General features: G+C 65.1%; 13 protein-coding genes. 8 read left to right on the top strand and 5 right to left on the bottom strand.

From position 1 onward, the window contains the following. Positions 1-63 precede the first annotated feature (63 nt). Positions 64-303: a hypothetical protein gene (locus C9990_RS32260; protein ID WP_157955058.1), complete on the top strand. Its 240-nt coding sequence runs from the start codon at positions 64-66 to the stop codon at positions 301-303. Here the strand turns inward: C9990_RS32260 and C9990_RS08930 are convergent. Further along, positions 300-851, bottom strand: a complete 552-nt coding sequence (locus C9990_RS08930; RefSeq protein WP_106803049.1) for an RNA polymerase factor sigma-70 — start codon at positions 849-851, stop codon at positions 300-302. The two genes, C9990_RS32260 and C9990_RS08930, sit on opposite strands and share 4 nt — an antisense overlap. A gap of 302 nt (positions 852-1,153) precedes the next feature. On the opposite strand from C9990_RS08930, the gene C9990_RS08935 reads away from it, so the two are divergent. Beyond that, positions 1,154-1,906, top strand: a complete 753-nt coding sequence (locus C9990_RS08935; RefSeq protein ID WP_106803050.1) for a thioesterase II family protein — start codon at positions 1,154-1,156, stop codon at positions 1,904-1,906. A 51-nt stretch (positions 1,907-1,957) separates the two neighbouring features. Further along, on the top strand, positions 1,958-14,854 hold the full coding sequence (locus C9990_RS08940) for a non-ribosomal peptide synthetase (protein ID WP_106803051.1): 12,897 nt from the start codon (positions 1,958-1,960) through the stop codon (positions 14,852-14,854). 87 nt (positions 14,855-14,941) lie between these two features. Here C9990_RS08940 and dsbG read toward each other — a convergent pair whose 3' ends face one another. Genes dsbG through dsbD form a run of 3 tightly spaced genes read right to left on the bottom strand, consistent with a single transcriptional unit; the run spans position 14,942 to position 18,272 of the window. Next, positions 14,942-15,718 carry a thiol:disulfide interchange protein DsbG gene (gene dsbG, locus C9990_RS08945; protein WP_065903488.1) on the bottom strand — a complete coding sequence of 259 codons (777 nt, stop codon included), beginning with the start codon at positions 15,716-15,718 and terminating at the stop codon, positions 14,942-14,944. After that, positions 15,694-16,545, bottom strand: a complete 852-nt coding sequence (locus C9990_RS08950; RefSeq protein WP_065903485.1) for a prolipoprotein diacylglyceryl transferase family protein — start codon at positions 16,543-16,545, stop codon at positions 15,694-15,696. Before C9990_RS08950 ends, dsbG begins: the two co-directional genes overlap by 25 nt. Next, complete coding sequence (gene dsbD, locus C9990_RS08955) at positions 16,545-18,272, bottom strand: protein-disulfide reductase DsbD (RefSeq protein WP_106803052.1); 1,728 nt, start codon at positions 18,270-18,272, stop codon at positions 16,545-16,547. The genes C9990_RS08950 and dsbD overlap by 1 nt, the downstream gene beginning before the upstream one ends. Before the next feature lie 176 nt (positions 18,273-18,448). Here dsbD and C9990_RS08960 point away from each other — a divergent pair, with 176 nt between their 5' ends. The 5 genes from C9990_RS08960 (at position 18,449) to C9990_RS08980 (ending at position 23,217) form a co-directional block, all read left to right on the top strand. Next, the gene (locus tag C9990_RS08960) at positions 18,449-19,129 is read left to right on the top strand and encodes a response regulator (RefSeq protein ID WP_065903475.1); all 681 of its coding nucleotides are present in this window, start codon (positions 18,449-18,451) and stop codon (positions 19,127-19,129) included. Next, complete coding sequence (locus C9990_RS08965; RefSeq protein ID WP_065903466.1) at positions 19,126-20,448, top strand: ATP-binding protein; 1,323 nt, start codon at positions 19,126-19,128, stop codon at positions 20,446-20,448. The genes C9990_RS08960 and C9990_RS08965 overlap by 4 nt, the downstream gene beginning before the upstream one ends. A gap of 122 nt (positions 20,449-20,570) precedes the next feature. Further along, positions 20,571-21,338, top strand: coding sequence for an N-acetylmuramoyl-L-alanine amidase (locus C9990_RS08970; protein WP_106803053.1), 768 nt, complete (start codon positions 20,571-20,573; stop codon positions 21,336-21,338). 162 nt (positions 21,339-21,500) lie between these two features. After that, positions 21,501-22,913 (top strand): aspartate aminotransferase family protein, encoded by a 1,413-nt coding sequence (locus tag C9990_RS08975; protein ID WP_106803054.1) that lies wholly within the window; start codon positions 21,501-21,503, stop codon positions 22,911-22,913. Positions 22,914-22,995: 82 nt separating this feature from the next. Next, complete coding sequence (locus C9990_RS08980) at positions 22,996-23,217, top strand: MbtH family protein (RefSeq protein WP_065903458.1); 222 nt, start codon at positions 22,996-22,998, stop codon at positions 23,215-23,217. A 320-nt stretch (positions 23,218-23,537) separates the two neighbouring features. Here C9990_RS08980 and C9990_RS08985 read toward each other — a convergent pair whose 3' ends face one another. Then, a complete protein-coding gene (locus tag C9990_RS08985) occupies positions 23,538-25,706 on the bottom strand; it encodes a mechanosensitive ion channel family protein (protein ID WP_065903455.1) in 2,169 nt (722 codons plus the stop codon). Between the last annotated feature and the right edge of the window lie 15 nt (positions 25,707-25,721).

The raw sequence follows: 25,721 nt of genomic DNA on the forward strand, positions 1-25,721 counted from the left end.
AAATTTCCTAGCGCTGCTCACGTCATCTCAACCAACGGTTGACGATGTTTGCGAGTGCCCTTCATGTCACATCCCACTGATCTTTGCGACCTTTCCCACGGTGAAGTCCTGCGGCGTTTCGATGCGCGGTTGGCGGCGATGGTGCATTACTTCTACCTGGATGCGCAGTGTGCAGAAGGGGCGGCAGGCCCCGCGCAGAATCGTTGCCCCCATTGCCAGCGAGAATTCGACTTCGCCCATAAACGCGCGGCGCTGCTGATTCTTGGCGCGCAACGGCTCGGCCCTTTGCGCATCAACGTTTAGACCCGGCGTGCAAACGTATCGCTGTGGCTGCCCGAGACCTTGCGGCAATGCACCAGCGCGTCGCGGATCATGAAGTTCACCAGGGTCGGCGAGACGCCGAGTTCCTTGGCGATGTCCTTTTGCGGCACGCCGTGCAGGCGGTACATCTCGAACGCGTAGCGGGTGCGCTGCGGCAGCTCCGTCAGGGCGTCGGCGATGTTTTCCAGGGTATTGAAGTTGATATGCGAGGTTTCCGGTGAAGCGCCGTGAATAACCACATTCAAGCCTTCCTCTTCCGTCCCGGAGTATTTGAGCTCCAGGGCCTGCTTGCGGTAGTGATCGATCGCCAGGTTGCGCACGATCTGGAACAGATAGCTCAACTGGGCCTTGAACGACGAGGTGATCGTCGGCGCGGATTGCAGCCGGAAGTAGGCGTCCTGCACTACGTCTTCGGCCCGCGAGCGGCAGCCGGTAATGCGTGCTGCGATCTTCACCAATATCAGTCGATTGTCGACGAAAGCCTGGAGAAGTGGTGAGTCGCACCTGCCTGTGGTTACTGGTTCCGTCATGGAAATCACCTTGTCGCAAAAGAGGTTAGGGGAGGGCGTCCTTGCTGAGGCCTCCTACACATCGGGCAACAAATTATGCTTAATGATAATGATTGTCAAATGAGAAGACGAACTAATCTTATGCTTTCTTGTTAGATGTGAACCACGTCGCGCTCGCCCCTGGCGACTAATTATTTGCCGGTGCCGTCCGTTCTTCTGGGTGACAGGTCCGTTAGTAAAACGGCCAAGGATCAGCCCCCGCAGGAGGACGAAATGGGTTTCTATCGTGCATACAGCGTGTTTCAGTTTGGAGTCGTCGGCCGATGACTGCGCCGACGCGACTGCGCCTGTTTTGCCTGCCCTATTCGGGTGCCAGCGCCATGGTCTACGCGCGTTGGCGCCGAGCCCTGCCGGAATGGCTGCACGTGTGCCCGCTGGAATTGCCCGGGCGTGGCATGCGCATGGACGAGCCCCTGCAGCGGGATATCAAGGCCCTGGCGGCGCAGCTCGCGGAAGAGATCAGCCACGACTTGAGCGGCCCCTACGCCTTGTTCGGCCACAGCCTCGGCGGCCTGCTGGCGTTCGAACTGGCGCATGCCTTGAAGGCCCGCGGTGTGCCCGCGCCGCTTGCGTTGTTTGCCTCCGGCACCGCCGGGCCGGCGCGCCGGGATGTCAGCGAATACGCCATCGAGAAAACCGATGAGCAGCTGATTGCCCGCCTGCGCGAGCTGCAAGGCACCGCCGAAGAAGCCCTGGCCAACCCCGAGTTGATGCAGTTGATGCTGCCGATCCTGCGCGCCGATTTCCTGCTGTGCGGCAGCTTCATCTATGGCCAGCGCACGCCGCTGGACATGCCGATCCATGTGTTCGGCGGCAAGCAGGACAGCGTGCGCGCCGACCAGTTGCTCGACTGGCAACTCGATGCCGCCAGCGGCTTTTCCCTCGACATGTTCGACGGTCACCACTTCTTCCTTGTGCAGCACGAAAGCGCCGTATTGCGCTGCGTGCGCCGTTACGCCGATGAACACCTGGCCCGCTGGCGCAATGGCGCGGCGCGGCAACTGGCCGCCGGCTGACAGCTCCCCACTTCCCGAATTTCACGTAAGCCGATTTCAGGCAGGAACCCCATGATGGACGCCTTCGAACTTCCCCGTAACCTGGTCGAGTCCCTTCAACGTCGTGCCGCGCAGACCCCGGACCAGGTGGCCCTGCGCTTCCTCGCCGAGTCGGCCGAGCACAGCGTGGTGCTCAGTTACCGTGACCTGGACCAGCGCGCCCGGACCATCGCCGCCGCCTTGCAGGCCAAGGCGACGCTGGGCGATCGCGCAGTGTTGCTGTTCCCCAGCGGCCCGGACTACGTCGCAGCGTTCTTTGGGTGCCTGTACGCCGGGGTGATCGCGGTGCCGGCCTATCCGCCGGAGTCCACGCGCCGTCACCATCAGGAGCGCCTGCTGTCGATCATCGCCGATGCCGAACCGCGCCTGCTGCTGACCATCGCCAGCCTCGGCGATGGCCTGGCCCAGATCGACAACGCGCCGCCGGTGCTGAGTGTCGACACCCTCGATGCCGGCATCGCCGAGCGTTGGCTGGCCCCTGAGCTGCAGCCCGACGACATTGCCTTCCTGCAATACACTTCCGGCTCCACGGCGTTGCCCAAGGGCGTGCAAGTCAGTCACGGCAACCTGGTGGCCAATGAAGTGCTGATCCGCCGTGGCTTTGGTATCGACCTGAACCCCGACGACGTGATCGTCAGCTGGCTGCCGCTGTACCACGACATGGGCCTGATCGGTGGCCTGTTGCAACCGATCTTCAGTGGCGTGCCGTGCGTGTTGATGGCGCCGGCGTATTTCCTCGGCCGGCCGTTGCGCTGGCTGGAAGCGATCAGCGAATACGGCGGCACCATCAGCGGCGGACCGGATTTCGCCTACCGCCTGTGCAGCGAGCGGGTCAGTGAATCCGCGCTGGAACGCCTGGATTTGAGCCGCTGGCGCGTGGCCTATTCCGGCTCCGAGCCGATTCGCCTCGACACCCTGGAACGCTTCGCCGAGAAGTTCGCGAGCTGCGGTTTCACCCCGAACAATTTCTTTGCCTCCTACGGGCTGGCCGAGGCCACCCTGTTTGTCGCCGGTGGTCGCCGTGGCCAGGGCATCCCGGCGCTGCGTGTCGACGAGCAGGCCCTGGCTGCCAATCGCGCCGAGCCTGGGCAGGGCAGTGCAATCATGAGTTGCGGCACCAGCCAGCCGGACCACGCGGTGCTGATCGCCGACCCACAGACCTTGAGTGAACTGGCCGACAACTGCGTCGGCGAACTCTGGGCCACCGGGCCGAGCATCGCCCATGGCTACTGGCGCAACCCTGAGGCCACCGCGAGGGCTTTCGTCCAACACGCCGGCCGTACGTGGCTGCGCACCGGTGACCTGGGCTTTATCCGAGACGGCGAGGTGTACATCACCGGGCGTCTCAAAGACCTGCTGATCGTGCGTGGCCACAACCTGTATCCCCAGGATATCGAGCAGACCATCGAGCGCGAAGTCGAGGTGGTGCGCAAGGGCCGCGTTGCGGCGTTCGCGGTGAATGACCAGGGCCTGGAAGGAATCGGCATCGCCGTGGAAATCAGCCGCAGCGTGCAGAAAATCCTGCCGCCCGACGCGCTGATCAAGGCGATCCGCCAAGCGGTGGCCGAGGCCTGTCAGCAAGCGCCGAGCGTGGTGGTGTTGCTCAATCCCGGCGCCTTGCCCAAGACCTCCAGCGGCAAAGTGCAGCGTGCCGCGTGTGCGTTGCGTCACGCCGATGGCAGCCTCGACAGCTATGCGCAGTTTCCCGACCTGCACGTGCAGGCAAGCGATGCGGCGTTGGAATCCGAGCTGCAAAGCCGGATCGCAGCGATCTGGTGCGAGCAATTGCAGGTGCCGAGCGTGGCCGCCGATGACCATTTCTTCCTGCTCGGCGGCAACTCCATCACCGCCACCCAGGTGGTCGCGCGGCTGCGCGAAACCCTTGGCCTGGAACTGAACCTGCGCCTGCTGTTCGAGGCGCCGACGCTGTCGGCGTTCGCCGCGAGCGTGGCGCAACTGCAACAGGACGGTGGCCTGGCCCAAGGCGCGATTGCTGCCTTGTCGCGCCAGGACGAACTGCCGCAATCGCTGGCACAGAACCGCCTGTGGATCACCTGGCAACTGGACCCGCAGAGCAGCGCCTACACCATCCCCGGTGGCCTGCGCCTGCGGGGCGAGTTGGACGCAGACGCGGTGCGCGTGAGCTTCCAGCAACTGATCCAACGCCATGAGGCCTTGCGCACGCGTTTCTACGAACGCGATGGCCAGGCTTTCCAGCGCGTGGCTGCTCACGCCGATTTCGAGCTGCAAGTCATCGACCTCAGTGACCTGCCTGCCGCCGAACGTGAAGCCCGCGCGCAACAGATCCGCGAGGACGAAGCCCGCACCCAGTTCGACCTGGAAAAAGGCCCGTTGCTGTGGGTAACCCTGGTGCGCCTGGACGATGAAGATCACCAATTGCTGGTCACCCTTCACCACATCATCGCCGACGGTTGGTCGCTGAATATTCTGCTCGACGAGTTCTCGCGCCTGTACGCCGCCGCCAGCCAGGGCCAGGCCCTGACTTTGCCGCCACTGACCCTGCAGTACGCCGACTACGGCAGCTGGCAGCGCCAATGGCTGGCCCAGGGCGAAGGCCGGCGGCAACTGGCGTACTGGAAAGCGCAGCTGGGCGAGGAGCATCCGCCCCTGAGCCTGGCCACCGATCGCCCACGTTCGGCGCAGCAACGCTACAGCGCCTCGCGCCACAGTGTGCGTTTGAGCGCCGGCCTCAGCGCAGCGATTCGCCAGACCGCCCAGGCCAATCAATCCACGCCGTTCATGGTGTTGCTCGCGGCGTTCCAGAGCCTGCTCTACCGCTACAGCGGCCAGCGCGATATCCGCATTGGCGTGCCGAATGCCAACCGTCCGCGCCAGGAAACCCAAGGCCTGATCGGCTTCTTCATCAACACCCTGGTGCTGCGCGCCGAGTTGGACGGGCGCCTGCCCTTCAGCCAACTGCTGGCCTCGACTCGCGAGACGGTATTAGGCGCGCAAGCGCATCAGGACTTGCCTTTCGAACAACTGCTGGAAGCCTTTCCGCAGGCGCGCGAACAAGGTCTGTTCCAGGTCATGTTCAACCACCAGCAACGCGACTTGAGCGCCTTGCGCCGCCTGCCCGGCATGCTCGCCGAGGAGCTGCCGTGGCACAGCCGCGAAGCCAAGTTCGACCTGCAACTGCACAGTGAAGAAGACCGTAACGGGCGCTTGAGCCTGTCCTTCGATTACGCCGATGAACTGTTCGAACACGCGACCCTCCAGCGCCTGGCCGAGCACTTTATCCAGCTGCTGCAAGCGGTCTGCGAGCAGCCGCAGCAAACCCTCGGCGACCTGCCGTTGAGGCTGCAGGACGAACAGCCCGCGTGGAGCACGGCACCGTGTGCGCCGGCCCGGCAGTGGCTGCCCGAGTTGCTCAACCAGCAGGCCTCGGACCGCACCGCGCTGGTTTGGCAGGACGCTAGCCTGACCTTCGCCCAGTTGCACACCCAGGCCAACCGCCTGGCCCACTACCTGCGCGACAAAGGCGTCGGCCCCGATGTGTGCGTGGCCATCGCCGCCGAGCGTTCGCCGCAGCTGTTGATCGGCCTGCTGGCGATCATCAAGGCTGGCGGTGCCTATGTGCCGCTGGACCCGGACTACCCTGCCGACCGCCTGGCCTACATGCTCAAGGACAGCGGCGTACACCTGCTGCTGACCCAGACCGCATTGCTGGACCGCGTGCCGGCTGCGCCCGGCGTGTGCGTGATTGCCATGGACAGCCTGCACCTGGACAGCTGGCCGACCCAGCCACCGGGCCTGCACCTGGAGGGCGATAACCTCGCCTACGTGATCTACACCTCCGGCTCCACCGGCCAGCCCAAGGGCGTGGGCAATACCCATGCGGCCCTGGCCGAGCGCTTGCAGTGGATGCAGGCGACTTATCAACTCAATGACACCGATGTGCTGATGCAGAAGGCGCCGATCAGTTTCGACGTGTCGGTGTGGGAGTGCTTCTGGCCGCTGATCACCGGGTGTCGACTGGTACTGGCCGGCCCCGGTGAGCATCGCGACCCGCATCGCATTGCGCAATTGGTGCAGGAGCACGGCGTAACCACGTTGCACTTTGTGCCGCCGCTGTTGCAGCTGTTTATCGATGAACCGCTGGCGGCCGAATGCACCAGCCTGCGTCGCCTGTTTTCCGGCGGCGAAGCCTTGCCCGCCGAGTTGCGCAACCGTGTGTTGGCACAGTTGCCGGCAGTGCAGTTGCACAACCGCTATGGCCCGACCGAGACCGCGATCAACGTCACCCACTGGCAGTGCACGGCCGCAGACGGCGAGCGCTCGCCGATTGGCCGGCCGCTGGGCAATGTGATCTGCCGCGTGCTGGACGAGCAGCTCAATCCGTTGCCGGCCGGTGTGCCGGGTGAGCTGTGCATCGGCGGCATCGGCCTGGCACGCGGGTATCTCGGACGCGCCGGGTTGACCGCTGAACGGTTTGTCGCCGATCCGCTGGGCGAGGGCGGCGTACGCTTGTATCGCACCGGTGACCGCGCGCGCTGGAGCGCCGACGGCGTGCTCGAATACCTGGGCCGCCTCGATCAGCAGGTCAAGCTGCGCGGCTTCCGTGTGGAGCCGGAAGAAATCGAAGCGCGCCTGCTGGCCCTGGACGGTATCGCCCAGGCCGTGGTGCTGGTGCGCGACGCGCAGTTGATCGGTTACTACACCGCCAGCACCGCGCTGGATGAACAGGACGTCAAGGCCGCGCTGGCCGCCGAACTGCCGGAGTACATGGTGCCCGCGCTGTTGATGCGCCTGGACGCCATGCCCCTGAGCCCCAGCGGCAAGCTCGACCGCCGTGCCTTGCCGGCACCGGTGTGGCAAACCCGCGACCATATCGAGCCCGAAACCGCGTTGCAGCAACAGATCGCGGCGATCTGGCGCGAAGTGCTCGGCGTGCCGCGCCTGGGTCTGCGCGATGACTTTTTCGCCCTTGGCGGCCATTCGTTGCTGGCCACGCAAATCATCTCCCGCACCCGCCAGGCCTGCGACGTCGAGTTGCCGTTGCGCACGTTGTTCGAAGCCAGCGAGTTGGGCGCTTTTGCCGAGCAAGTGGCGCTGATCCAGGCCTCCGGCCAACGCAACCAGCAGACCGCAATTGCCCAGGTCGACCGCAGCCAGAGGGTGCCGCTGTCCTATTCCCAGCAGCGCATGTGGTTCCTGTGGCAGATGGAACCGGACAGCCCGGCCTATAACGTCGGCGGCATGGCACGCCTGCGTGGCGTGCTGGATGTGGGGCGATTCGAGGCGGCGTTGCAGGCCTTGGTCATGCGCCACGAAACCCTGCGCACGACCTTCCCGAGTGTCGATGGCGTGGCCTATCAGAAAGTCTCGGCGCAGACCGGCCTACGCATGGACTGGCAGGATCTCTCGGCGCTGGACGCAACCGAGCGCCAGCAGCGCCTGCAGCAACGTGCCGATCAGGAGGCCCACACCCCGTTCAACCTGGAGACCGGGCCGTTGCTGCGCGCGTGCCTGGTCAAGGCGGGCGATCAGGAGCACTACCTGGTGCTGACCCTGCACCACATCGTCACCGAAGGCTGGGCCATGGACATCTTTGCCCGTGAACTCAGCGCCCTGTACGAAGCGTTTATCGATGAACGCCTGTCGCCGCTGCCGCCGTTGCCGGTGCAGTACCTGGACTACAGCGTGTGGCAACGCCAGTGGCTGGAAAGCGGCGAACGCCAGCGCCAACTGGACTACTGGACGGCGCAGTTGGGCAGCGAACACCCGCTGCTGGAACTGCCCGGTGATCGTCCGCGGCCACCGGTGCAAAGTCATCAGGGCGAGCTCTATCGCTTCGACCTGAGCGACGACTTGGCCGCCCGCGTGCGCGCGTTCAACGCCGAGCGCGGCCTGACGCTGTTCATGACCATGACCGCGACCCTGGCCGTGTTGCTCTACCGCTACAGCGGCCAGACCGACCTGCGCATCGGCGCCCCGGTGGCCAACCGGATTCGCCCGGAAAGCGAAGGCCTGATCGGTGCGTTCCTCAACACCCAGGTGCTGCGCTGCCAGCTCAATGGGCAGATGAATGTCGCTGAGCTGTTCGAGCAGGTGCGCCACACCGTGATCGAAGGCCAGTCCCACCAGGACCTGCCGTTCGATCATCTGGTCGAAGCCCTGCAACCGCCCCGCAGCGCAGCCTACAACCCGCTGTTCCAGGTGATGTGCAACGTGCAGCGCTGGGAGTTCCAGCAGAGCCGCCAACTCGCCGGCATGACTGTCGAGTACCTGGCCAACGATGCCCGCGCGACCAAGTTCGACCTCAACCTGGAAGTCACCGACCTCGACCATCGCCTGGGTTGCTGCCTGACCTACAGCACCGACCTGTTCGATGAACCGCGCATTGCGCGCATGGCCGAACATTGGCGCAACCTGCTTGAAGCCCTGATCGCAAATCCCGCGCAGCGCCTCAGCGAGCTGCCGTTGCTGACCGCGGTTGAGCAACGAGCCTTGCAGGACAGCCTGGGCGTCGAGGCCGGTGAACATCGCCTCGACCAGTGCATTCATCAACTGTTCAGCCTACAGGCGGCCAAGCGTGCGGATGCCCCGGCGCTGACCTTTGCCGGCGTGACTCTCACCTACGCCGAACTCGATGCCCGCGCCAATCGCCTGGCCTGGATGCTGCGCGAGCGCGGCGTCGGCCCGCAGGTGCGGGTCGGCCTGGCGTTGCCGCGTTCGCTGGAAATGGTCATCGGCCTGCTGGCAATCCTCAAGGCGGGCGGCGCCTATGTGCCGCTCGACCCGGAATACCCGCTCGACCGCCTGCACTACATGATCGAAGACAGTGGCATCGGCCTGCTGCTCAGCGATGCGGCGATGTTCGCAGCCCTCGGCGAATTGCCGGCCACCGTGGCCTGCTGGTGCCTGGAAGATGACTTGCCGGTGCTGGCGAATTACCCGGCCGACGAGCTGCCGTTCATTAGCCTGGCGCAGCACCAGGCGTACCTGATCTACACCTCCGGCTCCACCGGCAAGCCGAAAGGCGTGGTGGTCGCCCACGGTGAAATCGCCATGCACTGCCAGGCGGTGATCGAGCGCTTCGGCATGCGCCCGGATGACTGCGAGCTGCACTTCTATTCGATCAACTTCGACGCCGCCACCGAGCGCCTGCTGGTGCCGCTGCTCAGCGGCGCGCAGGTGGTGTTGCGTGCCCAGGGCCAGTGGGATGCGGAGGAAATCTGCGCGCTGATCCGCACCCATCGCATCAACATCCTCGGTTTCACCCCGAGTTATGGCAGCCAGTTGGCGCAATGGCTGGCGACCCAACACCAGACGCTGCCGGTGCGCATGTGCATCACCGGTGGCGAGGCCCTCACCGGCGAGCACCTGCAGCGCATCCGCGCAGCGTTCCAGCCCGACGTGTTTTTCAACGCCTATGGCCCGACCGAAACCGTGGTGATGCCGCTCGCCAGCCTGGCGCCGCAGCACGTGGAGGAGGGCGCGGCCAGCGTGCCGATCGGCAGCATTATCGGTGACCGCGTGGCCTACATTCTCGACGCCGACCTGGCGTTGGTGCCACAGGGTGCGACCGGCGAGTTGTACGTCGGCGGTGCCGGCCTGGCCCAGGGGTATCACGAGCGTCCAGGCATGACCGCCGAGCGGTTTGTCGCGGATCTGTTTGCGGCCAACGGTGGGCGTCTGTATCGCACCGGCGACCTGGTTCGGCAACGGGCCGATGGCCTGGTGGAGTACCTCGGGCGCATCGACCATCAAGTGAAGATTCGTGGTTTCCGCATCGAGCTGGGCGAGATCGAAACCCGCCTGCTGGAGCATGAAGCCGTGCGCGAAGCGGTGGTGCTGGCGCTGGATTCGCCGAGCGGCAAGCAACTGGTGGCGTACCTGGTCAGCGACGCCGACCACGGCACCTTGCGTGACGCGCTGAAGGCGCACCTCAAGGCGCAGTTGCCGGACTACATGGTGCCCGCGCACCTGATCGTGCTGGACAGCATGCCGCTGACCGCCAATGGCAAACTCGACCGCCGCGCCTTGCCGCAACCCGACCCCGAGGCCAACCGCCAACAGTACGTGGCGCCGCGCAACGAGCTGGAACAGACCCTGGCCGCCATCTGGTGCGCGGTGTTGAACGTGCAACAGGTGGGCCTGGACGATAATTTCTTTGAACTGGGCGGCGACTCGATCCTGTCGATCCAGGTGGTCAGCCGCGCGCGGCAGGCCGGGATTCACTTCAGCCCGCGTGACCTGTTCCAGCACCAGACCGTGCAAACCCTGGCCGCCGTCGCCACGCGTTCCGAGCAGGTTATCGCCGAGCAGGGCGTGCTCACGGGGCCCTCGGGCCTGACACCGATCCAGCACTGGTTCTTCGATACGGACATTCCCAACCGGCAGCACTGGAACCAGGCCTTGCTGCTCAAACCGTTGCAACTGCTGGAACCCCATCGCCTCGAGCAGGCGCTGCTGGCAGTGCTCGAACACCACGACGCCCTGCGCCTGAGTTTCACCCCGCGCGATGCGCAGTGGCACGCCCAACACCTGGCCGTGCCCGAGGGCGGCGTGCTGATGCAAGCGAAAGTGCGTGATATGGCGCAGTGCACCGCGCTGTTCACCGACACCCAACGCAGCCTCGACCTCGAACACGGGCCGCTGCTGCGGGCCTTGTTGGTGGATGGCCCGCAAGGCCAGCAACGCCTTTTGCTCGCGATCCACCACTTGGTGGTGGACGGCGTGTCGTGGCGTGTGTTGCTGGAGGATTTGCAGACGGTTTACCGGCAACTGAGCGACGGCCAATCCGTCAATCTGCCGGCCAAGACCAGTGCCTTGCGTGACTGGGCCGCGCGCCTGCAGGCGTATGCCGGCAACGAGTCGCTGCGCGAAGAGTTGCGCGTGTGGCAGGACCAGTTAGCGGGCCCAGCGGTGGCGTTGCCGGTCGCTCGCCCGCAAGGGTCGCTGCGCCACCGCGATGCCGACACCGTCAGCGTGCGCCTGGATGCCGAACGCACCCGACAACTGCTGCAACAAGCGCCGAGCGCCTACCGCACCCAGGTCAACGACCTGCTGCTGACGGCCCTGGCCCGCGTGGTGTGCCGCTGGAGTGGCCACGCTTCGGCACTGATCCAACTCGAAGGGCATGGTCGCGAAGCGCTGTTCGACGACATCGACCTGACCCGCAGCGTCGGCTGGTTCACCAGTGCCTATCCATTGCGCCTGACCCCACAAGCCGGGCAGGGCGACTCGATCAAGGCGATCAAGGAGCAACTGCGCGGCGTGCCGCACAAGGGCCTCGGCTATGGCGTGCTGCGCTACCTGGCGGATGATCTGTGCAAGCGCAGCATGGCCGCGTTGCCGAGTGCCGCGATCACCTTCAACTACCTCGGCCAGTTCGACCAGAGCTTCGGCGCCGATGCGCTGTTCCATCCGCTGGACGAGTCCGCCGGCCTGGCCCATGACCCGGACGCGCCGCTGCCCAATGAGCTGAGCGTGGACAGCCAGGTCTACGGCGGTGAACTGGTGCTGCGCTGGACCTTCAGCCGTGAACGCCACGACCCGCAGACCCTCCAGGCGCTGGCCGATGCCTACCTGGCCGAACTGCAAAGCCTGGTTGCGCATTGCCTTGAGGACAGCGTGGGCGGGCTGACCCCGTCCGATTTCCCGCTGGCCCACCTGACCCAGTCGCAACTGGACGCGTTGCCCGTGCCGGCCAGTGCCATCGAAGACGTCTACCCGCTGACCCCGATGCAGGAGGGCCTGCTGCTGCACACGCTGCTGGAACCGGGCACCGGCCTCTACTACATGCAGGACCGCTACCGCATCAACAGCGCGCTCGACCCCGAGCGTTTCGCCCAGGCCTGGCAGGCGGTGATTGCCCGTCACGAAGCGTTGCGCGCGTCATTCTGCTGGAATGTCGGCGAAGACATGCTGCAAGTGATCCACAAGCCCGGCAGTACGCCGATCGAGTATCTGGACTGGAGCGCCGACCCGGAGAGCGAGCAGGAGCCGCGTCTGCAGGCGCTGCTCAAGCAGGAGCGCGAAGCCGGTTTCGATCTGCTCAACCAGGCGCCGTTCCACCTGCGCCTGATCCGTGTCGGCGAAGCGCGCTACTGGTTCATGATGAGCAACCACCACATCCTCATCGATGCCTGGTGTCGTTCGCTGCTGATGAATGACTTCTTTGAGCTCTACACGGCCCTCGGCGAAGGCCGCGAGGCGCAACTGGCCACGCCGCCGCGTTATCGCGACTACATCGCCTGGCTGCAACGCCAGAACCTGAACGCAGCGCGCCAGTGGTGGCAGCAGAACCTGCAGGGGTTCGAGCGCACCACGCCGATCCCGAGCGACCGGCCGTTCCTGCGTGAACATGCCGGTCACAGTGGCGGCATGGTGGTGGGCGACTGCTACACCCGCCTCGATGCCCGCGACGGCGCGCAGTTGCGCGAATTGGCCCAGGCCCATCAGCTCACCGTCAACACCTTTGCCCAGGCAGCCTGGGCGTTGGTGCTGCGGCGCCTGAGCGGCGACCGCGACGTGCTGTTCGGCGTCACCGTGGCCGGGCGCCCGGTAGAAATGCCCGAGATGCAACGCACCGTCGGCCTGTTTATCAACAGCATCGCGCTGCGTGTGAAGCTGCCCGAGGACCACCAGCGTTGCAGCGTGCGCGAGTGGTTGAGCGGCCTGCTCGACAGCAATATGCAGCTGCGCGAGTACGAATACCTGCCGCTGGTGACTATTCAGGAACACAGCGAACTGCCCAAGGGCCAACCGCTGTTCGACAGCCTGTTCGTGTTCGAAAACGCTCCGGTGGAAGTCTCGGTGCTGGACCGTGCGCAAAGCTTGAATGCCACCTCGGACTCCGGCCGCACCCACACCAACTTCCCGCTGACGGCGGTGTGTTATCCGGGGGATGACCTCGGTTTGCACCTGTCCTACGACCAGCGTTATTTCGATGAAACCACCGTGCAAGGCATGCTCGGCGAATTCAAGCGGCTGCTGCTGGCGCTGGTGCAGGGCTTCCATGGCGACATGGCCGACCTGCCGCTGATCGGCGAGCAGGAGCGCGAGTTCCTGGTAGACGGCTGCAACCAGAGCGAACACACCTATCCACTGGAGAGCAGCTACATCGAGTTGTTCGAGGCGCAGGTGGCCGCGCATCCGCAGCGGATTGCCGCCAGTTGCCTCGACCAGCAGTGGACCTATGACGAGTTGAACCGGCGCAGTAACGGCCTCGGCCACGCGTTGATCGCGGCGGGTGTGGGCCTGGATCAACCGGTGGCGTTGCTGGCTGAGCGCAACCTGGACCTGCTGGGCATGATCATCGGCAGCTTCAAGGCCGGCGCCGGTTACCTGCCGCTGGACCCGGGGCTGCCCAGCCAGCGCCTGAGCCGCATCATCGACCTGAGCCGCACGCCGTTGCTGGTGTGCACCGAGGCGTGCCGCGAACAGGCCATCGAACTGCTGCAGGGTTTTGATTGCCAACTGCTGGTGTGGGAAGAAGTGCCTGGCCGTGGTGCCAATCCCGGCATCTACAGCGCAGCGGACAACCTCGCCTACGTGATCTACACCTCGGGCTCCACCGGCCTGCCCAAAGGCGTGATGGTCGAACAGCGCGGCATGCTCAACAACCAGTTGAGCAAGGTGCCGTACCTGGACCTCGGGCCGGCGGATGTGATCGCCCAGACCGCCTCGCAAAGCTTCGATATTTCCGTGTGGCAGTTCCTTGCCGCGCCGCTGTTCGGCGCGCGGGTGGACATCGTGCCGAACACCATTGCCCACGATCCGCAAGGCTTGCTGGCGCATGTACAGGCCCAGGGCATCACCGTGCTGGAAAGCGTGCCGTCGCTGATCCAGGGCATGCTGGCCCAGGAGCGCATGAGCCTGGACGGCCTGCGCTGGATGCTGCCGACCGGCGAAGCGATGCCGCCGGAACTCGCGCACCAGTGGCTGCAGCGATACCCGCAGATTGGCCTGGTGAACGCCTACGGGCCGGCGGAGTGCTCGGACGATGTGGCGTTCTTCCGCGTCGATGTGGCGTCGACCCGTGGCACTTACCTGCCGATCGGTACACCGACCGACAACAACCGCCTGTACCTGCTCGATGGCGCGCTGGAGTTGGTGCCGCAAGGTGCAGTCGGCGAGCTGTGCGTGGCCGGTACCGGTGTGGGCCGCGGTTATGTCAGCGATCCGCTGCGCACCGCCCAGGTGTTTGTGCCGAACCCGTTCGGCGCGCCGGGCGAGCGCCTGTACCGCACCGGCGACCTCGCGCGTCGGCGCAGTGATGGCGTGCTGGAATACGTCGGTCGTATCGACCATCAGGTGAAGATTCGCGGTTACCGCATCGAACTGGGTGAAATCGAAGCGCGCCTGCATGAGCAGCCGTACGTGCGTGATGCCGCCGTGGGCGTGCAGGAAGGCGTCAACGGCAAGCATCTGGTCGGCTACCTGGTGGCGGCCGATGAAGCGCTGAGTTCAAGCGAACGCCTGGACCGCATCAAGCAACGCCTGCGCGCCGAACTGCCGGAATACATGGTGCCGTTGCACTGGTTATGGCTCGAGCGCCTGCCGCTCAACGCCAACGGCAAGCTCGACCGCAAGGCCCTGCCGGCACTCGAAATCGGCCAGTTGCACAGCCAGGACTACCTGGCGCCGCGCAACGCACTGGAGACCACCCTGGCCGCCATCTGGGCCGAGGTACTGAAAGTCGAGCGGGTGGGCGTGCAGGACAACTTTTTCGAGCTGGGCGGCCACTCGTTGCTGGCCACGCAGATTGCCTCGCGCGTGCAGAAGTCCCTGCAACGCGATGTACCGCTGCGAGCCATGTTCGAGTGCAGCACGGTAGCGGAGCTGGCCGAGTACATTGATGGGCTGGCGGCGAACGAGATCAGCGCGGAGAAAGTGGATCGGTTGAGTGATTTGATGGCGGAGCTGGAGGGGCTTTGATATTTGTGGTCTGCCAGGGCCTCAGCGCCGGCAAGCTGGCTCCCACGGGAGTTGGCTTGCCGGCGATGAGGTCAGGCCAGGCGTTGCTTATTTCGGCCCCAGAATCTTCACCAACTTCTCCGGCGACGGCGCCCCTTGCTGTTGCTGCAATTGGCCCTTGTCATCCAGGTAGAAAATCGCCGGCGTTGCCGACAGTTCCAGCTCATCCATCAACTTCATGTTGGCATCGAGCTTGGCTTCGATAGTCGCCGGGATCTTGGCCAGCGCCTGCAACTTGCTGGCTTTGCCGGCGGCTTCGTGTTCTTCCAGGGCTTTTTGCGGGTCCTTGGCGGCGAACAGTGCGGCGGATTTGCCTGGGCTGTCTTCGCGGATGATGCCGACCATGATGTGGCGCAACTGCACCTTGCCGGCTTTCACCCATGGCCGCGCCTGTTCCCAGAACATGTTGCAGTAAGGACAGTTAGGGTCGCTGAACAGGTAGACGGTGCGCGGCGCGTTTTTGTCGCCGTCCTGGATCCAGCTGCTGTTTTCCATCTTGGCCCAGACTGCCTTGGCCATCGGCGCGTACACCAGTTTTTCCAGGGGCGCGCTGCTCAGGTCATTGCCTTGGGCGTCGTACAGGTTGCCGGCGATTACGCTCTTGCCGTCGGCGGTCAGGTACAGCGCCATGCCGCGATTCTGGTATTGCGCGGCGTACCCGGTGAGGCCGCTGGGCGCATCGAACTTGCCGAGGATCTTGGCGCCCTTGGCCTCGATCTGCTTGATCGGTGCCGGCCAGTCTTCGGCCTGGGCCAGGGTGGCTGTCGCGCTGAGTGACAGGAAGGTCAGCGGCAGCAGGGTCAGCAGGTGGCGGAGGCGGGGCATGTCGGTTTCCTTATGGCGGCAGGTTCGGTGTCGAAGGGTTCCATGGCACGGGCCAGGCTGGCCTGGGACAACTCGCCCAGGTGGCTGTTGATCAGGCGTCCGTCGGCCCGGTAGAACAACGTGGTCGGCAGTGCCATGGAGCCCACGGCCTGGCCGAGGCGGCCGCTGGCATCGAAGAGTACGTTGTCGAGGGTCAGGCCCTGGGTAGCGAGGAAGGTGCTGACGCTCTGCATGCTTTCAGCCTGGTTGACGAACAGGAAGGTCACGTCCGGGCGTTGGTGTTGCGCGCGTTCCAGCACCGGCATTTCCCGCCGGCACGGTGGGCACCAGGTGGCCCACAGGTTGATCACCAGCGGGCCGCCCTTGTAGTCGGCCAGTTGCACCACCTCGCCGTTGGCATTGCGCAGGGTGATGTCCGGCAGTTGCGTGCCTTTGTCGTACAGGCTCAGGGACAGGGTGGCCATGCCCCAGAACAGCAGGCCGGTGATCACCCCGGCGCTCAGCGGCTTGCGCAGGGCCGGGCGACGCCAGCCGTAGGCCAGTGCGCCGAGCACCAGTGCGACCACGCCAGGCCAGGCGAGGAAACCGCCGTCGCGCAGGTCGACCATCTGCAGCCAGTCGTTGCTGTAGTCACTCCAGTACATCAGCACAAAGCTGATGCGGGCCACCAGCATGCCCAGCAGGAACAGGCTGAACAGCACCGATTCCGGGTTTTCACCGCCACGCTTGGCCACGCGCCAACCCACCAGGGTGGCGAGAATCAGCGCGCCGATCAACAGGATGTGATTCAGGGCGATGGCGAAGGTGCCGATGGTCAGGGTCAGCATCAGAGGGCGTCCCGGGTCTGGGTCCAGCGTTGCAGGAAAGCGGCGGCGTCCACTTCGCCAGTGATGCGTTGGGCACGGCGCTCCTCACCGTCGGGGCCGATCCAGACAAAGCTCGGCGGCCCCGGCACCTTGTAGCGGCCGAGCAGCGCACGGCTGGCGGCGTTGTCGGCGGTGACGTCCAGGCGCAGCAGGCGGACATCCTTCAGGGCGGCCATGACCTCGGGTTTGCCGAACACCTGTTTTTCCATGACTTTGCACGACACGCACCAGTCGGCGTAGTAGTCCACCAGCACCCATTGGCCCTGGGCCTTGGCGCTGTCGAGCTGGCTTTGCAGCACGGCTGGATCCTTGATGGTCATGAAGGCGTCGTGGGCGTCCGCTGCGGTGGCGACTCGCGAACCGCTGTAGACCTTCAATGGCTGGAACAGGTCATCGCTGCCACCGGCTGCGCCCACCACCAGCACCGCGCCCCACAGGCCGAGCACCAGCGAACCGGCACCGAACATTTTGGCAGCCAGGCCGTACTCGCGGGCCAGGGTCCAGCCGCAGTAAGCCATCACCAAGGCCAGTGCGCCCCACAGGCCGATCCACAGGCTGTCGTCGACCACCGGGCGAATCATCAGCACCGCGGTGCCCAGGAACAGGAAGCCGAAGACGCCCTTGAGCACGTTCATCCAGGTGCCCGGCTTGGGCAGGAAGCGGTTGCCCACGGTCACCAGCAGCAACAGCGGAATGCCGATGCCGATGCCCATGGCGAACAGGATCAAGCCCCCGTGCACGGCATTGCCGCTCTGGGCGATGTACAGCAGAGCGCCGGCCAGGGGCGCGGTCATGCACGGCCCCACCAACAGGCCCGACAGCGCGCCGAGAACCCCGGCGCCCAACAGGCTGCCACCGCTTTGCTGGCGGCTGACGTTGTCGAGGCGGTCACGCAGGAAGGCCGGCAGTTGCAGCTCGAAGAAGCCGAACATCGGCAGCGCGAGGATCACGAACAGCGCGGCGAAACTGCCGAGGATCCACGGTGTTTGCAGCAGTGCGGCAAGGTTGGCGCCGAGCAGGGCGGCCAACACGCCGAGCGCGGCATACACCAGGGCCATGCACACCACATAGCTGCTGGCCAGCGCAAAGCCGCGACGCGGGCTGGCGCCACTGCCCACCACCAGGCCGGCGAGGATCGGCAGCATCGGTAACGAACAGGGGGCAAACGCGAGCAGCAGCCCGAGGCCAAAGAACACCAGCAGGCTCCAACCCAGGCTGCGTTGTTGCAGGCCGCTGGCCAGGCTCTGGTCCTGCGCCTCGGCGGTAGCGGCAACAGCGGGGTTGCCGCCCAGGTCTACAGTGATCGATTGCGGCGGGTAGCACAGGCCGGCATCGGCGCAGCCTTGCCAGCCGAGCTTGACCTGGCCGGTGGCGCCGGCGGGGATCTTCACTTCAAGGCCCTGGCGATACACCTCCTGCTCGCCGAAGAACTCATCGCTATGGGCCTCGCCCTGCGGCAGCACTGGCTGTTCGGCCAGGCCATCGAATTTCATGCGCTGCTTGTACAGGTAGTACCCGTCGGCAATCTGCCAGTAAAGCTGGGTCTCACCGGATTCCAGGCGCTCGGAGGTAAAGGTGAACGCTTTGCCCACCGGCAGGAAGTCGGGTTTGGTCTCGAACGGGTTGCCCGGCGCGGCCTGGGCGAATCCCGCGAACAACACCAGCAGAAAGGTAAACAGATGCCGCATGGTCAAGCCTTAGTTCGATGCAAGTAGGCACACAATGTGTGGCGTTGATTAACCGATGATTAACCGGGCGCTATTCTAAAGTGAAGGGGATGACTGAGCGCGCCTCTTTTCACGGCATAATCGGCGCTTAATCCGCGACACCTTTAATCCTCCCCATCTTTCATGAAGGGTTCACCATGCACGTACTGGTCTGTGAAGACGACAAGCTGATCGCCAGCGGCATCGTCGCCGGCCTTGGCGCCCAGGGCTTTACCGTCGAGCACGTGGCCACGGCGGCGGCGGCGCGGGCGATGCTCAAGGCGGCCACGTTCGACATCATGGTGCTCGACCTCGGCCTGCCCGACGAAGATGGCCTCAAGCTGTTGCAGCAGCAGCGCAGCCAGGGGCTCGAAATCCCGGTGCTGATCCTCACCGCGCGAGATTCGGTGACCAATCGTGTCGACGGCCTGCAAGCCGGGGCCGACGACTATTTGCTCAAGCCATTCGACCTGCGTGAACTCGCCGCCCGCCTGCAGACCCTGCTGCGGCGCGTGGCGGGGCGCAGCGTCAACCTGATCGAGCACGGCCGCCTGGCCTACGACCCCAGCAGCCGCGAGACCTTCCTCGGCGGCCAGCCGGTCGACCTGTCGCGCCGCGAGCAGGCGCTGCTGCAGGCCCTGCTGCATAACAAGGGTCGGGTGCTGTCCAGCGAACAGCTCAAGGACAGCGTCTACGGCTTCAACGACGAACTGGAAAGCAACGCCCTCAACGTGCATATCCACCACCTGCGGCGCAAATTGGGCAATGGCATCGTCGAAACCGTGCGTGGCCTGGGCTACCGCCTCGGGCCGGCGGACGGGGGAGAGGACGTGTCGTGAAAAGCCTGCGCCTGCGCCTGACCTTCAAGCTAGGCGCCGCTTTTGTGCTGATCTGGGCCCTGGCAGCGGCCTGGATGCTCAACGACCTGCGCAACCAGATGATGTTTTCCCTAGACCAGCGCCTGGTGGCGTCCGCGCGCATGGTAGCGGGGCTGACCGAGCAAATGCCGGGGCTCGCGAGTGTCAGCGGCGGCGCGCATTTCAGCGCCGAACAACTGCACGTGCCGGGCGGCATGGCCTGCCAGGTCAGCTCCCTGCGCGGCGAAATCCTCGCGCGCAGCCATACCACCCCGGAAGAGGGCCTGGAGTCGCGCAAGAGCGGCTTCCGCGACCAGGTGGTAGACGGTGTGGGCTGGCGCAGTTTTACCCTGTCGCGTGGCGACCTGCTGATCACCACGGCCGACCGCCAGGTGGAGCGCGAGGCGCTGAACCTGTCGATCCTGCTGGCTGCTTCGGTGCCGGTCGGCGTGGCGATGCTGGGTTGCCTGTGCCTGCTGTGGCTGGGCATCGGCCAGAGCCTGTTGCCGCTCAATCGCATGCGTGACGCGCTGATGCGCCGCAGCGCCGATTCCCTCGAGCCGCTGCAGATTCACCCGTTGCCCAGCGAGCTCAAGCCGCTGCTCGATACGCAGAACCAACTGCTGCAGCGCATCGCCAAGACCATTGAGCGCGAACGCCGCCTGACCGGCGATGCGGCCCACGAGTTGCGTAGCCCGCTGACCGCGATCAAGACCCACCTGCAAGTCGCGCGCATGACCGAGGGCGCGGCGCGCGACCAGTCGCTGGCCCACGCCGAGGAAGGCGCCGACCGCCTGCACCGGACCCTGGAGCAATTGCTGCTACTGGCGCGGGTAGAGGGCAGCCTGTCATTCGACGACGGCTTGCAGTCCAGCGCCGAGGAAGTCGCGCGGCTGGCGATCGAGGATGCGAACGCCGGCGACAACCAGCGCATCGACCTGGTCCTGGCTGACACCCTCACCAGCGCTCCGGTGGAAATGCCGGTGGGCCTGGCCGTCGCGGCCCTGCGCAACCTGCTGGACAACGCCTTGCGCCACACCCCGGCCGACACCCGGGTGGAGCTGAATGTGTTCAACGCTGGCGATCAGGTGGTGTTCCGCGTGCGTGACCACGGCACGCAGATTTCCGCCGAGGACCTGCAGTACCTTACCCAACGCTTCTGGCGCAATGGCAACAGCGAAGGCTGCGGCCTGGGCCTGGCGATCGTGCAGGCCATCGTGCAGCGGTGTTCCTGCTCATTGACATTCGACAGCCAGGCCGATGGCCTGCGCGTCGACCTGGGCATGCCGTTGCGACGCTGATCCGTTTTCTCATGTGCCAAATAGTTACCGCCCTGCTGAAGATCAACCCTTCAGGATGGCGGTAATTTTTTTGCGCTTGAACGGGCCGAAAGACTCGGCCTGTAATGAAAAGGACAGTTCTTATGTTGGTCATCGATACCAGTTTCCCTGCCCGGGACTTCAACGAACGCAGCGGCGAGCCCGTGCGCCAGGTGGTCCTGCACTACACCGCGGCGCCTTTCGCCTCGTCCTTGCGGACCCTGACGCAGAACGGGGTCAGCGCTCACTATCTGCTGCCCGACCCCGATGAGCCCGGCTACCGCGCCGCCGGGTATGAAGAGTTGCGCGTCTTTCGTCTGGTGGGCGAGGACCTGCGTGCGTGGCATGCCGGGGCCAGCCATTGGGGCGGGCGTGACAACCTCAACAGCCGGGCGATCGGCATCGAGATCGTCAACCTGGCGCGCGACGATGGCGGGGTGTTTACCTTTCCCGCGTACGGCCAGGCGCAGGTGGAGGTGCTCATCGCCCTGATGCGCGACATCCTGGGGCGCCATCCGCAGATCGGCCCGGCCGACGTGCTGGGGCACTCGGACGTGGCCTACTGGCGCAAGAGTGACCCGGGGCCGCGCCTGCCGTGGCGCACTTTGTTCGAGGCGGGAGTGGGCGCGTGGTTTGACGAGTCGACGCGGGCCATGTACCAGCGCCGGTTTCGCCTGGGGTTGCCGCCTGAAGTGGAGGTGGAGCGGGCGTTCCAGCGCTATGGCTATAAACCGGCGCAGAATCGCCAGATGTTCGAGCGGCGCACGCGCGCCTTCCAGATGCACTTTCGCCCGCGGGATTACGGCGGGTGCCTGGACGCGGAGACCTGCGCGATTTTGTATGCGCTGAACGAAAAATACCTCGGGTTGTGACGCCGGGCGCGAGGCTCATCCATCCGTTAACCGTCACTGTCCCCTAAATCCTCTTCTCGCTGGTGCGTTTCCAGAACAGGAAATCCGTGCGCATGCCCTTGGGCCAGACGCCAACGGATCGGCAGTTTGGTCACCATCATCAGCGTATTGAGGGATCGAGAGATGTCAGTCGCTATCAGCCGTATCGAAGATGCCCCGGTGCATGCCAGCCCGGCGCCCGCGGAAACGCTCTACCAGTTCGACGAAACCCCGCTGCTGGCTCGACAGCGCCAGCAGGAATCCAACGCGCGCAGTTACCCGCGGCGCATTCCCCTGGCGCTCAAGCGCGCCAAGGGTATCTACGTGGAAGACGTGGAAGGCCGCAGCTTCATCGACTGCCTGGCCGGCGCCGGCACCCTGGCGCTGGGGCACAACCACCCGGTGGTGATCGACGCCATCCAGCAGGTGCTCAGTGACGAACTGCCCCTGCACACCCTGGACCTGACCACGCCGGTCAAGGACCAGTTCGTGCAGGACCTGTTCGGCCTGTTGCCGACTGCGCTGGCGCGCGAAGCCAAGATCCAGTTCTGCGGCCCGACCGGCACCGACGCGGTAGAAGCCGCGTTGAAGCTGGTGCGCACCGCCACCGGGCGCAGTACGGTGTTGTCGTTCCAGGGCGGCTACCACGGCATGAGCCAGGGCGCGTTGAGCCTGATGGGCAGCCTGGGGCCGAAGAAACCGTTGGGCGCCTTGCTCGGCAATGGCGTGCAATTCCTGCCGTATCCCTACGACTACCGTTGCCCGTTCGGGCTCGGCGGCGCCGAGGGGGTGCGGGTCAACCTGCATTACCTGGAGAACCTGCTCAATGACCCGGAAGCCGGGGTGTTGCTGCCGGCGGCGGTGATCGTCGAGGTGGTGCAGGGCGAGGGCGGCGTGATCCCGGCCGATCTCGACTGGCTGCGCGGTTTGCGGCGGATCACCGAGCAGGCCGGTGTGGCGTTGATCGTGGATGAAATCCAGAGCGGTTTTGGCCGTACCGGCAAGATGTTTGCCTTCGAACACGCCGGCATCATTCCGGACGTGGTGGTGATGTCCAAGGCCATCGGCGGCAGCCTGCCGTTGGCGGTGGTGGTGTATCGCGACTGGCTCGACACCTGGTTGCCGGGCGCGCATGCCGGGACCTTCCGTGGCAATCAGATGGCCATGGCGGCGGGCTCGGCGGTGATGCGCTACCTCAAGGAACACGACCTGGCTGGCCACGCGGCCGCCATGGGCGAACGCCTCGGTGAACACCTGAGAATCCTGCAGCGTGAATTCCCGCACCTTGGCGACATTCGCGGGCGTGGGTTGATGCTCGGCGTGGAATTGGTCGACCCCGAGGGCACCCTGGATATCCAGGGCCATCCACCGGTGCATCGCCAATTGGCGCCGCTGGTGCAGCGTGAATGCCTCAAGCGCGGCCTGATCCTGGAACTCGGCGGCCGGCATGGCAGCGTGGTGCGCTTCCTGCCGCCGCTGGTGATCACCGCCGCCGAAGTCGACCGAGTGGCCGAGATCTTCGGGCGCGCCCTGGCCGCAGCGGTGGCCAGCCTCTAATTTTTTTACGCTTTGGTACGTTTCTACAGATATCAGCGCTGCGCGTGGTGCGCAGCCAGCCTTTGAGCGATGGAGAACAGCAATGACCTCAGTATTTGACCGCGACGACATCCTGTTTCAGGTAGTGGTCAACCATGAAGAACAGTATTCCATCTGGCCCGACTACAAGGCGGTACCAGAAGGCTGGCGTACCGTGGGCAAGAGCGGCCTGAAGAAAGAATGCCTGGCCTACATCGAAGAAACCTGGACCGACATGCGTCCGTTGAGCCTGCGCCAGAAGATGGACGGCGCCGCGCTGTCCTGAGCCAGCGCTGAAGCAGGCTCGATTGGTGTGGTATGCGGGTCTGTTGTGGCCTCAAAGCTTGTTGGGGTGAGCAGGGCTATTGTGGAGAGCGGGGCTGTTGTGGTGAGCGGGCTTGCCCCGCGTTGGGCTGCGAAGCAGCCCCAAAACCAGCCGCTGAGGTTTACCTGATGCACTGAGTGTTTCTTGAGAGGGGCCGCTACGCAGCCCAACGCGGGGCAAGCCCGCTCACCACAACAGCCCCGCTCACCACAAAAGCCCCGCTCACCCCAACAAGACCTCAGACCACTACATGGCCCCGGGCCACCACAGGCCCTTCCCACTCACGCGTTCTTCTCTTTCTCCAACCCGCCCGACGCCCCCGTCACCACCTGCACGCTCAAGCGCGGGGTGGCCAGGTCCAGTCCGGCTTCGTCCAGGTGACGTTTGAGCGACAAGTTGAACGCCCGCGACACTTCCCATTGCTTGATCGGTGCCGTCTTGAACCGCGCGCGCAGGATCGCGCTGCCGGATTCGAAGCTTTCCACCCCCTGGATCTCCAGCGGCGACCAGATATTGCGGCGTTGCAGCGGGTCGTTGCGCATCTTCTGGCCGACATCGCGCATCAGCTTGATCGCGTCGTCGATTTCCATGTTGTAGGGGATCGCCACGCGAAAGATCGCGTAGCCGAACTCCCGCGAGTAGTTCTTGATGCTCTTGATCTCGCTGAACGGGATGGTGTGCACGATGCCGTCGATATCGCGCAGGCGCACGGTACGGATGGTCAAGCCTTCGACCGTGCCGAGGTGGCCGCCGACATCCACGTAGTCATCGATGGCCAGGGAGTCTTCGATGATGATGAACAGGCCGGTGATCAAGTCCGCGACCAGCGACTGTGCACCGAAACCGATGGCCAGGCCGATCACACCGGCACCGGCCAGCAGGGGCGTGACGTTCATGCCCATGTTCGCCAGCGCGACGATGGCCGCGATGATGAAGATGGTCACGAACAGCACGTTGCGGATCAGCGGCATCATCGTCTGCGCGCGGGCATTCGCCAGGCCTTTGCGCGAGCGGGTGAGGGCGTGGTGGATCGCGGTGTCGCTGAGGATCCAGATCAGCCAGGCAAACAGCAGCGTGCCGCCCAGGCCGAACAGCTTGACGCTGATTTCATGGCCGTCGCCTTCGGTAAAGCGGATCAGCGACAGGCCCCAGACCCGCAGGCCCAGTTCGATAAACACCAGCCACACCACCAGGTGTGCCAGGGTGTAGACGAAGCTTTTAAGGCGCTCGGAGTACAGCGCATGGCGCTTGTGCCCGCGTTGCGGCTTTAGGGCGTGGCGGCGGACCAGGCCGTTGATCACCATGCACAACACCAGCAGCACCGTGCACAACAGTGACTGGCGCAGGGCGGTGCTGGTGTCGCCGGCGGACACGAAGGTGGCGAACAGCGAGATACCCACCAGCAGCAAGGCCGGGATGTACCAGAACGAACCGATGATTTCGATGGTGTCGCTGAGGGCGCGGCGCGTGAGGCGGCGTGACAGCGGCTGGTTGCGGATCAGGTGGGCGATCGGACGACGAAAGCGCAGGATGAACACGCCGGTAGACAGCGCGGCCATCACATTCGCCACGGTCGCGGCGGTGTGCGCCAGGTGCTGTCCCAGGGCCTGCATCATCCGTGGGTCGCTCAGCGCCTCGCCGAAGGCCGCAAAGCTGCCGATCAGCCACAACGGACGAAACGCCTGGTGGCGCAGGATATACAGCGCGCGGTGACGGTGGGGGCCGTCCAGCACCGAAAACGCGATGACGCAGATCGCCGAGAAACACGTGCCGACCACCAGGGCGTAGGCCAGCACCATCGCCAGGGATTTACCCAGGGACGAGGGCAGCGCGTAGCTCAGGTACACGGTGATCACCAGCGCGATCAGCCACGGCCCCAGTTTGCGCAGGGCAAAGCGCAGCATGTCCCAGGTGCGCGGGTGTTGCGGCAGTTCCTCGGGCAGGCCGAAGCGCTCACGCACGCGGTGGCTCAGCCAGATCAGCGCGGCTGCGAGCAGGCTCCACACCGCCAGGATCAAGGCAAAGCCGAAAATGATCGGCAGCCATTCGCTGGCCGGCAGCATCAACGCGCCGAGTTCATCCTTGGCCAGGTCGACTTCATTGGACCAGCGTCCCAGCGGGCTGTCGGCACCGGAGAACTGTTGCTCGAGGCCCGACAGCGTACTGCCGATCAACCCGAGCACGCCTTGTTCGGCGGCCGGCTGGGCCTTTTGCGTGGCTTCGCGCAGTTTCTTCAGGTCGCTCAGCAACTGGGTGCGTTGCTGGTCGTTTTCCAGGGTCTTGATCACCTCGTCCAGGGACTGGCCGAGCGGCACTTCGGCCTGGGGTTGGGTCTTGTTGGTGCTGCCCAGCAGGCCGGGCAGGCTCACGGCCTGGGCAGGCGCGAGCGGCAGCAGCGTGAGCAGAGCGATCAGGAGGTAACAGGGCAGGGCGAACAGACGGGAAAGCACGAGGCGGTCAACCTT

This window comes from Pseudomonas sp. S5D5, from assembly GCF_003013355.1.
In the GTDB taxonomy this organism is placed as follows: domain Bacteria; phylum Pseudomonadota; class Gammaproteobacteria; order Pseudomonadales; family Pseudomonadaceae; genus Aquipseudomonas; species Aquipseudomonas aylmerensis.

Bases quoted from the DNA above. Each gene is read 5' to 3' on its own strand.
- C9990_RS08950 (WP_065903485.1), bottom strand. From the start codon at position 16,545: ATGCTGACCCTGACCATCGGCACCTTCGCCATCGCCCTGAATCACATC.
- C9990_RS08970 (WP_106803053.1), top strand. From the start codon at position 20,571: ATGTTGGTCATCGATACCAGTTTCCCTGCCCGGGACTTCAACGAACGC.
- dsbG (WP_065903488.1), bottom strand. From the start codon at position 15,718: ATGCCCCGCCTCCGCCACCTGCTGACCCTGCTGCCGCTGACCTTCCTG.
- dsbD (WP_106803052.1), bottom strand. From the start codon at position 18,272: ATGCGGCATCTGTTTACCTTTCTGCTGGTGTTGTTCGCGGGATTCGCC.
- C9990_RS08940 (WP_106803051.1), top strand. From the start codon at position 1,958: ATGATGGACGCCTTCGAACTTCCCCGTAACCTGGTCGAGTCCCTTCAA.
- C9990_RS32260 (WP_157955058.1), top strand. From the start codon at position 64: ATGTCACATCCCACTGATCTTTGCGACCTTTCCCACGGTGAAGTCCTG.
- C9990_RS08930 (WP_106803049.1), bottom strand. From the start codon at position 851: ATGACGGAACCAGTAACCACAGGCAGGTGCGACTCACCACTTCTCCAG.
- C9990_RS08935 (WP_106803050.1), top strand. From the start codon at position 1,154: ATGACTGCGCCGACGCGACTGCGCCTGTTTTGCCTGCCCTATTCGGGT.
- C9990_RS08980 (WP_065903458.1), top strand. From the start codon at position 22,996: ATGACCTCAGTATTTGACCGCGACGACATCCTGTTTCAGGTAGTGGTC.
- C9990_RS08975 (WP_106803054.1), top strand. From the start codon at position 21,501: ATGTCAGTCGCTATCAGCCGTATCGAAGATGCCCCGGTGCATGCCAGC.
- C9990_RS08960 (WP_065903475.1), top strand. From the start codon at position 18,449: ATGCACGTACTGGTCTGTGAAGACGACAAGCTGATCGCCAGCGGCATC.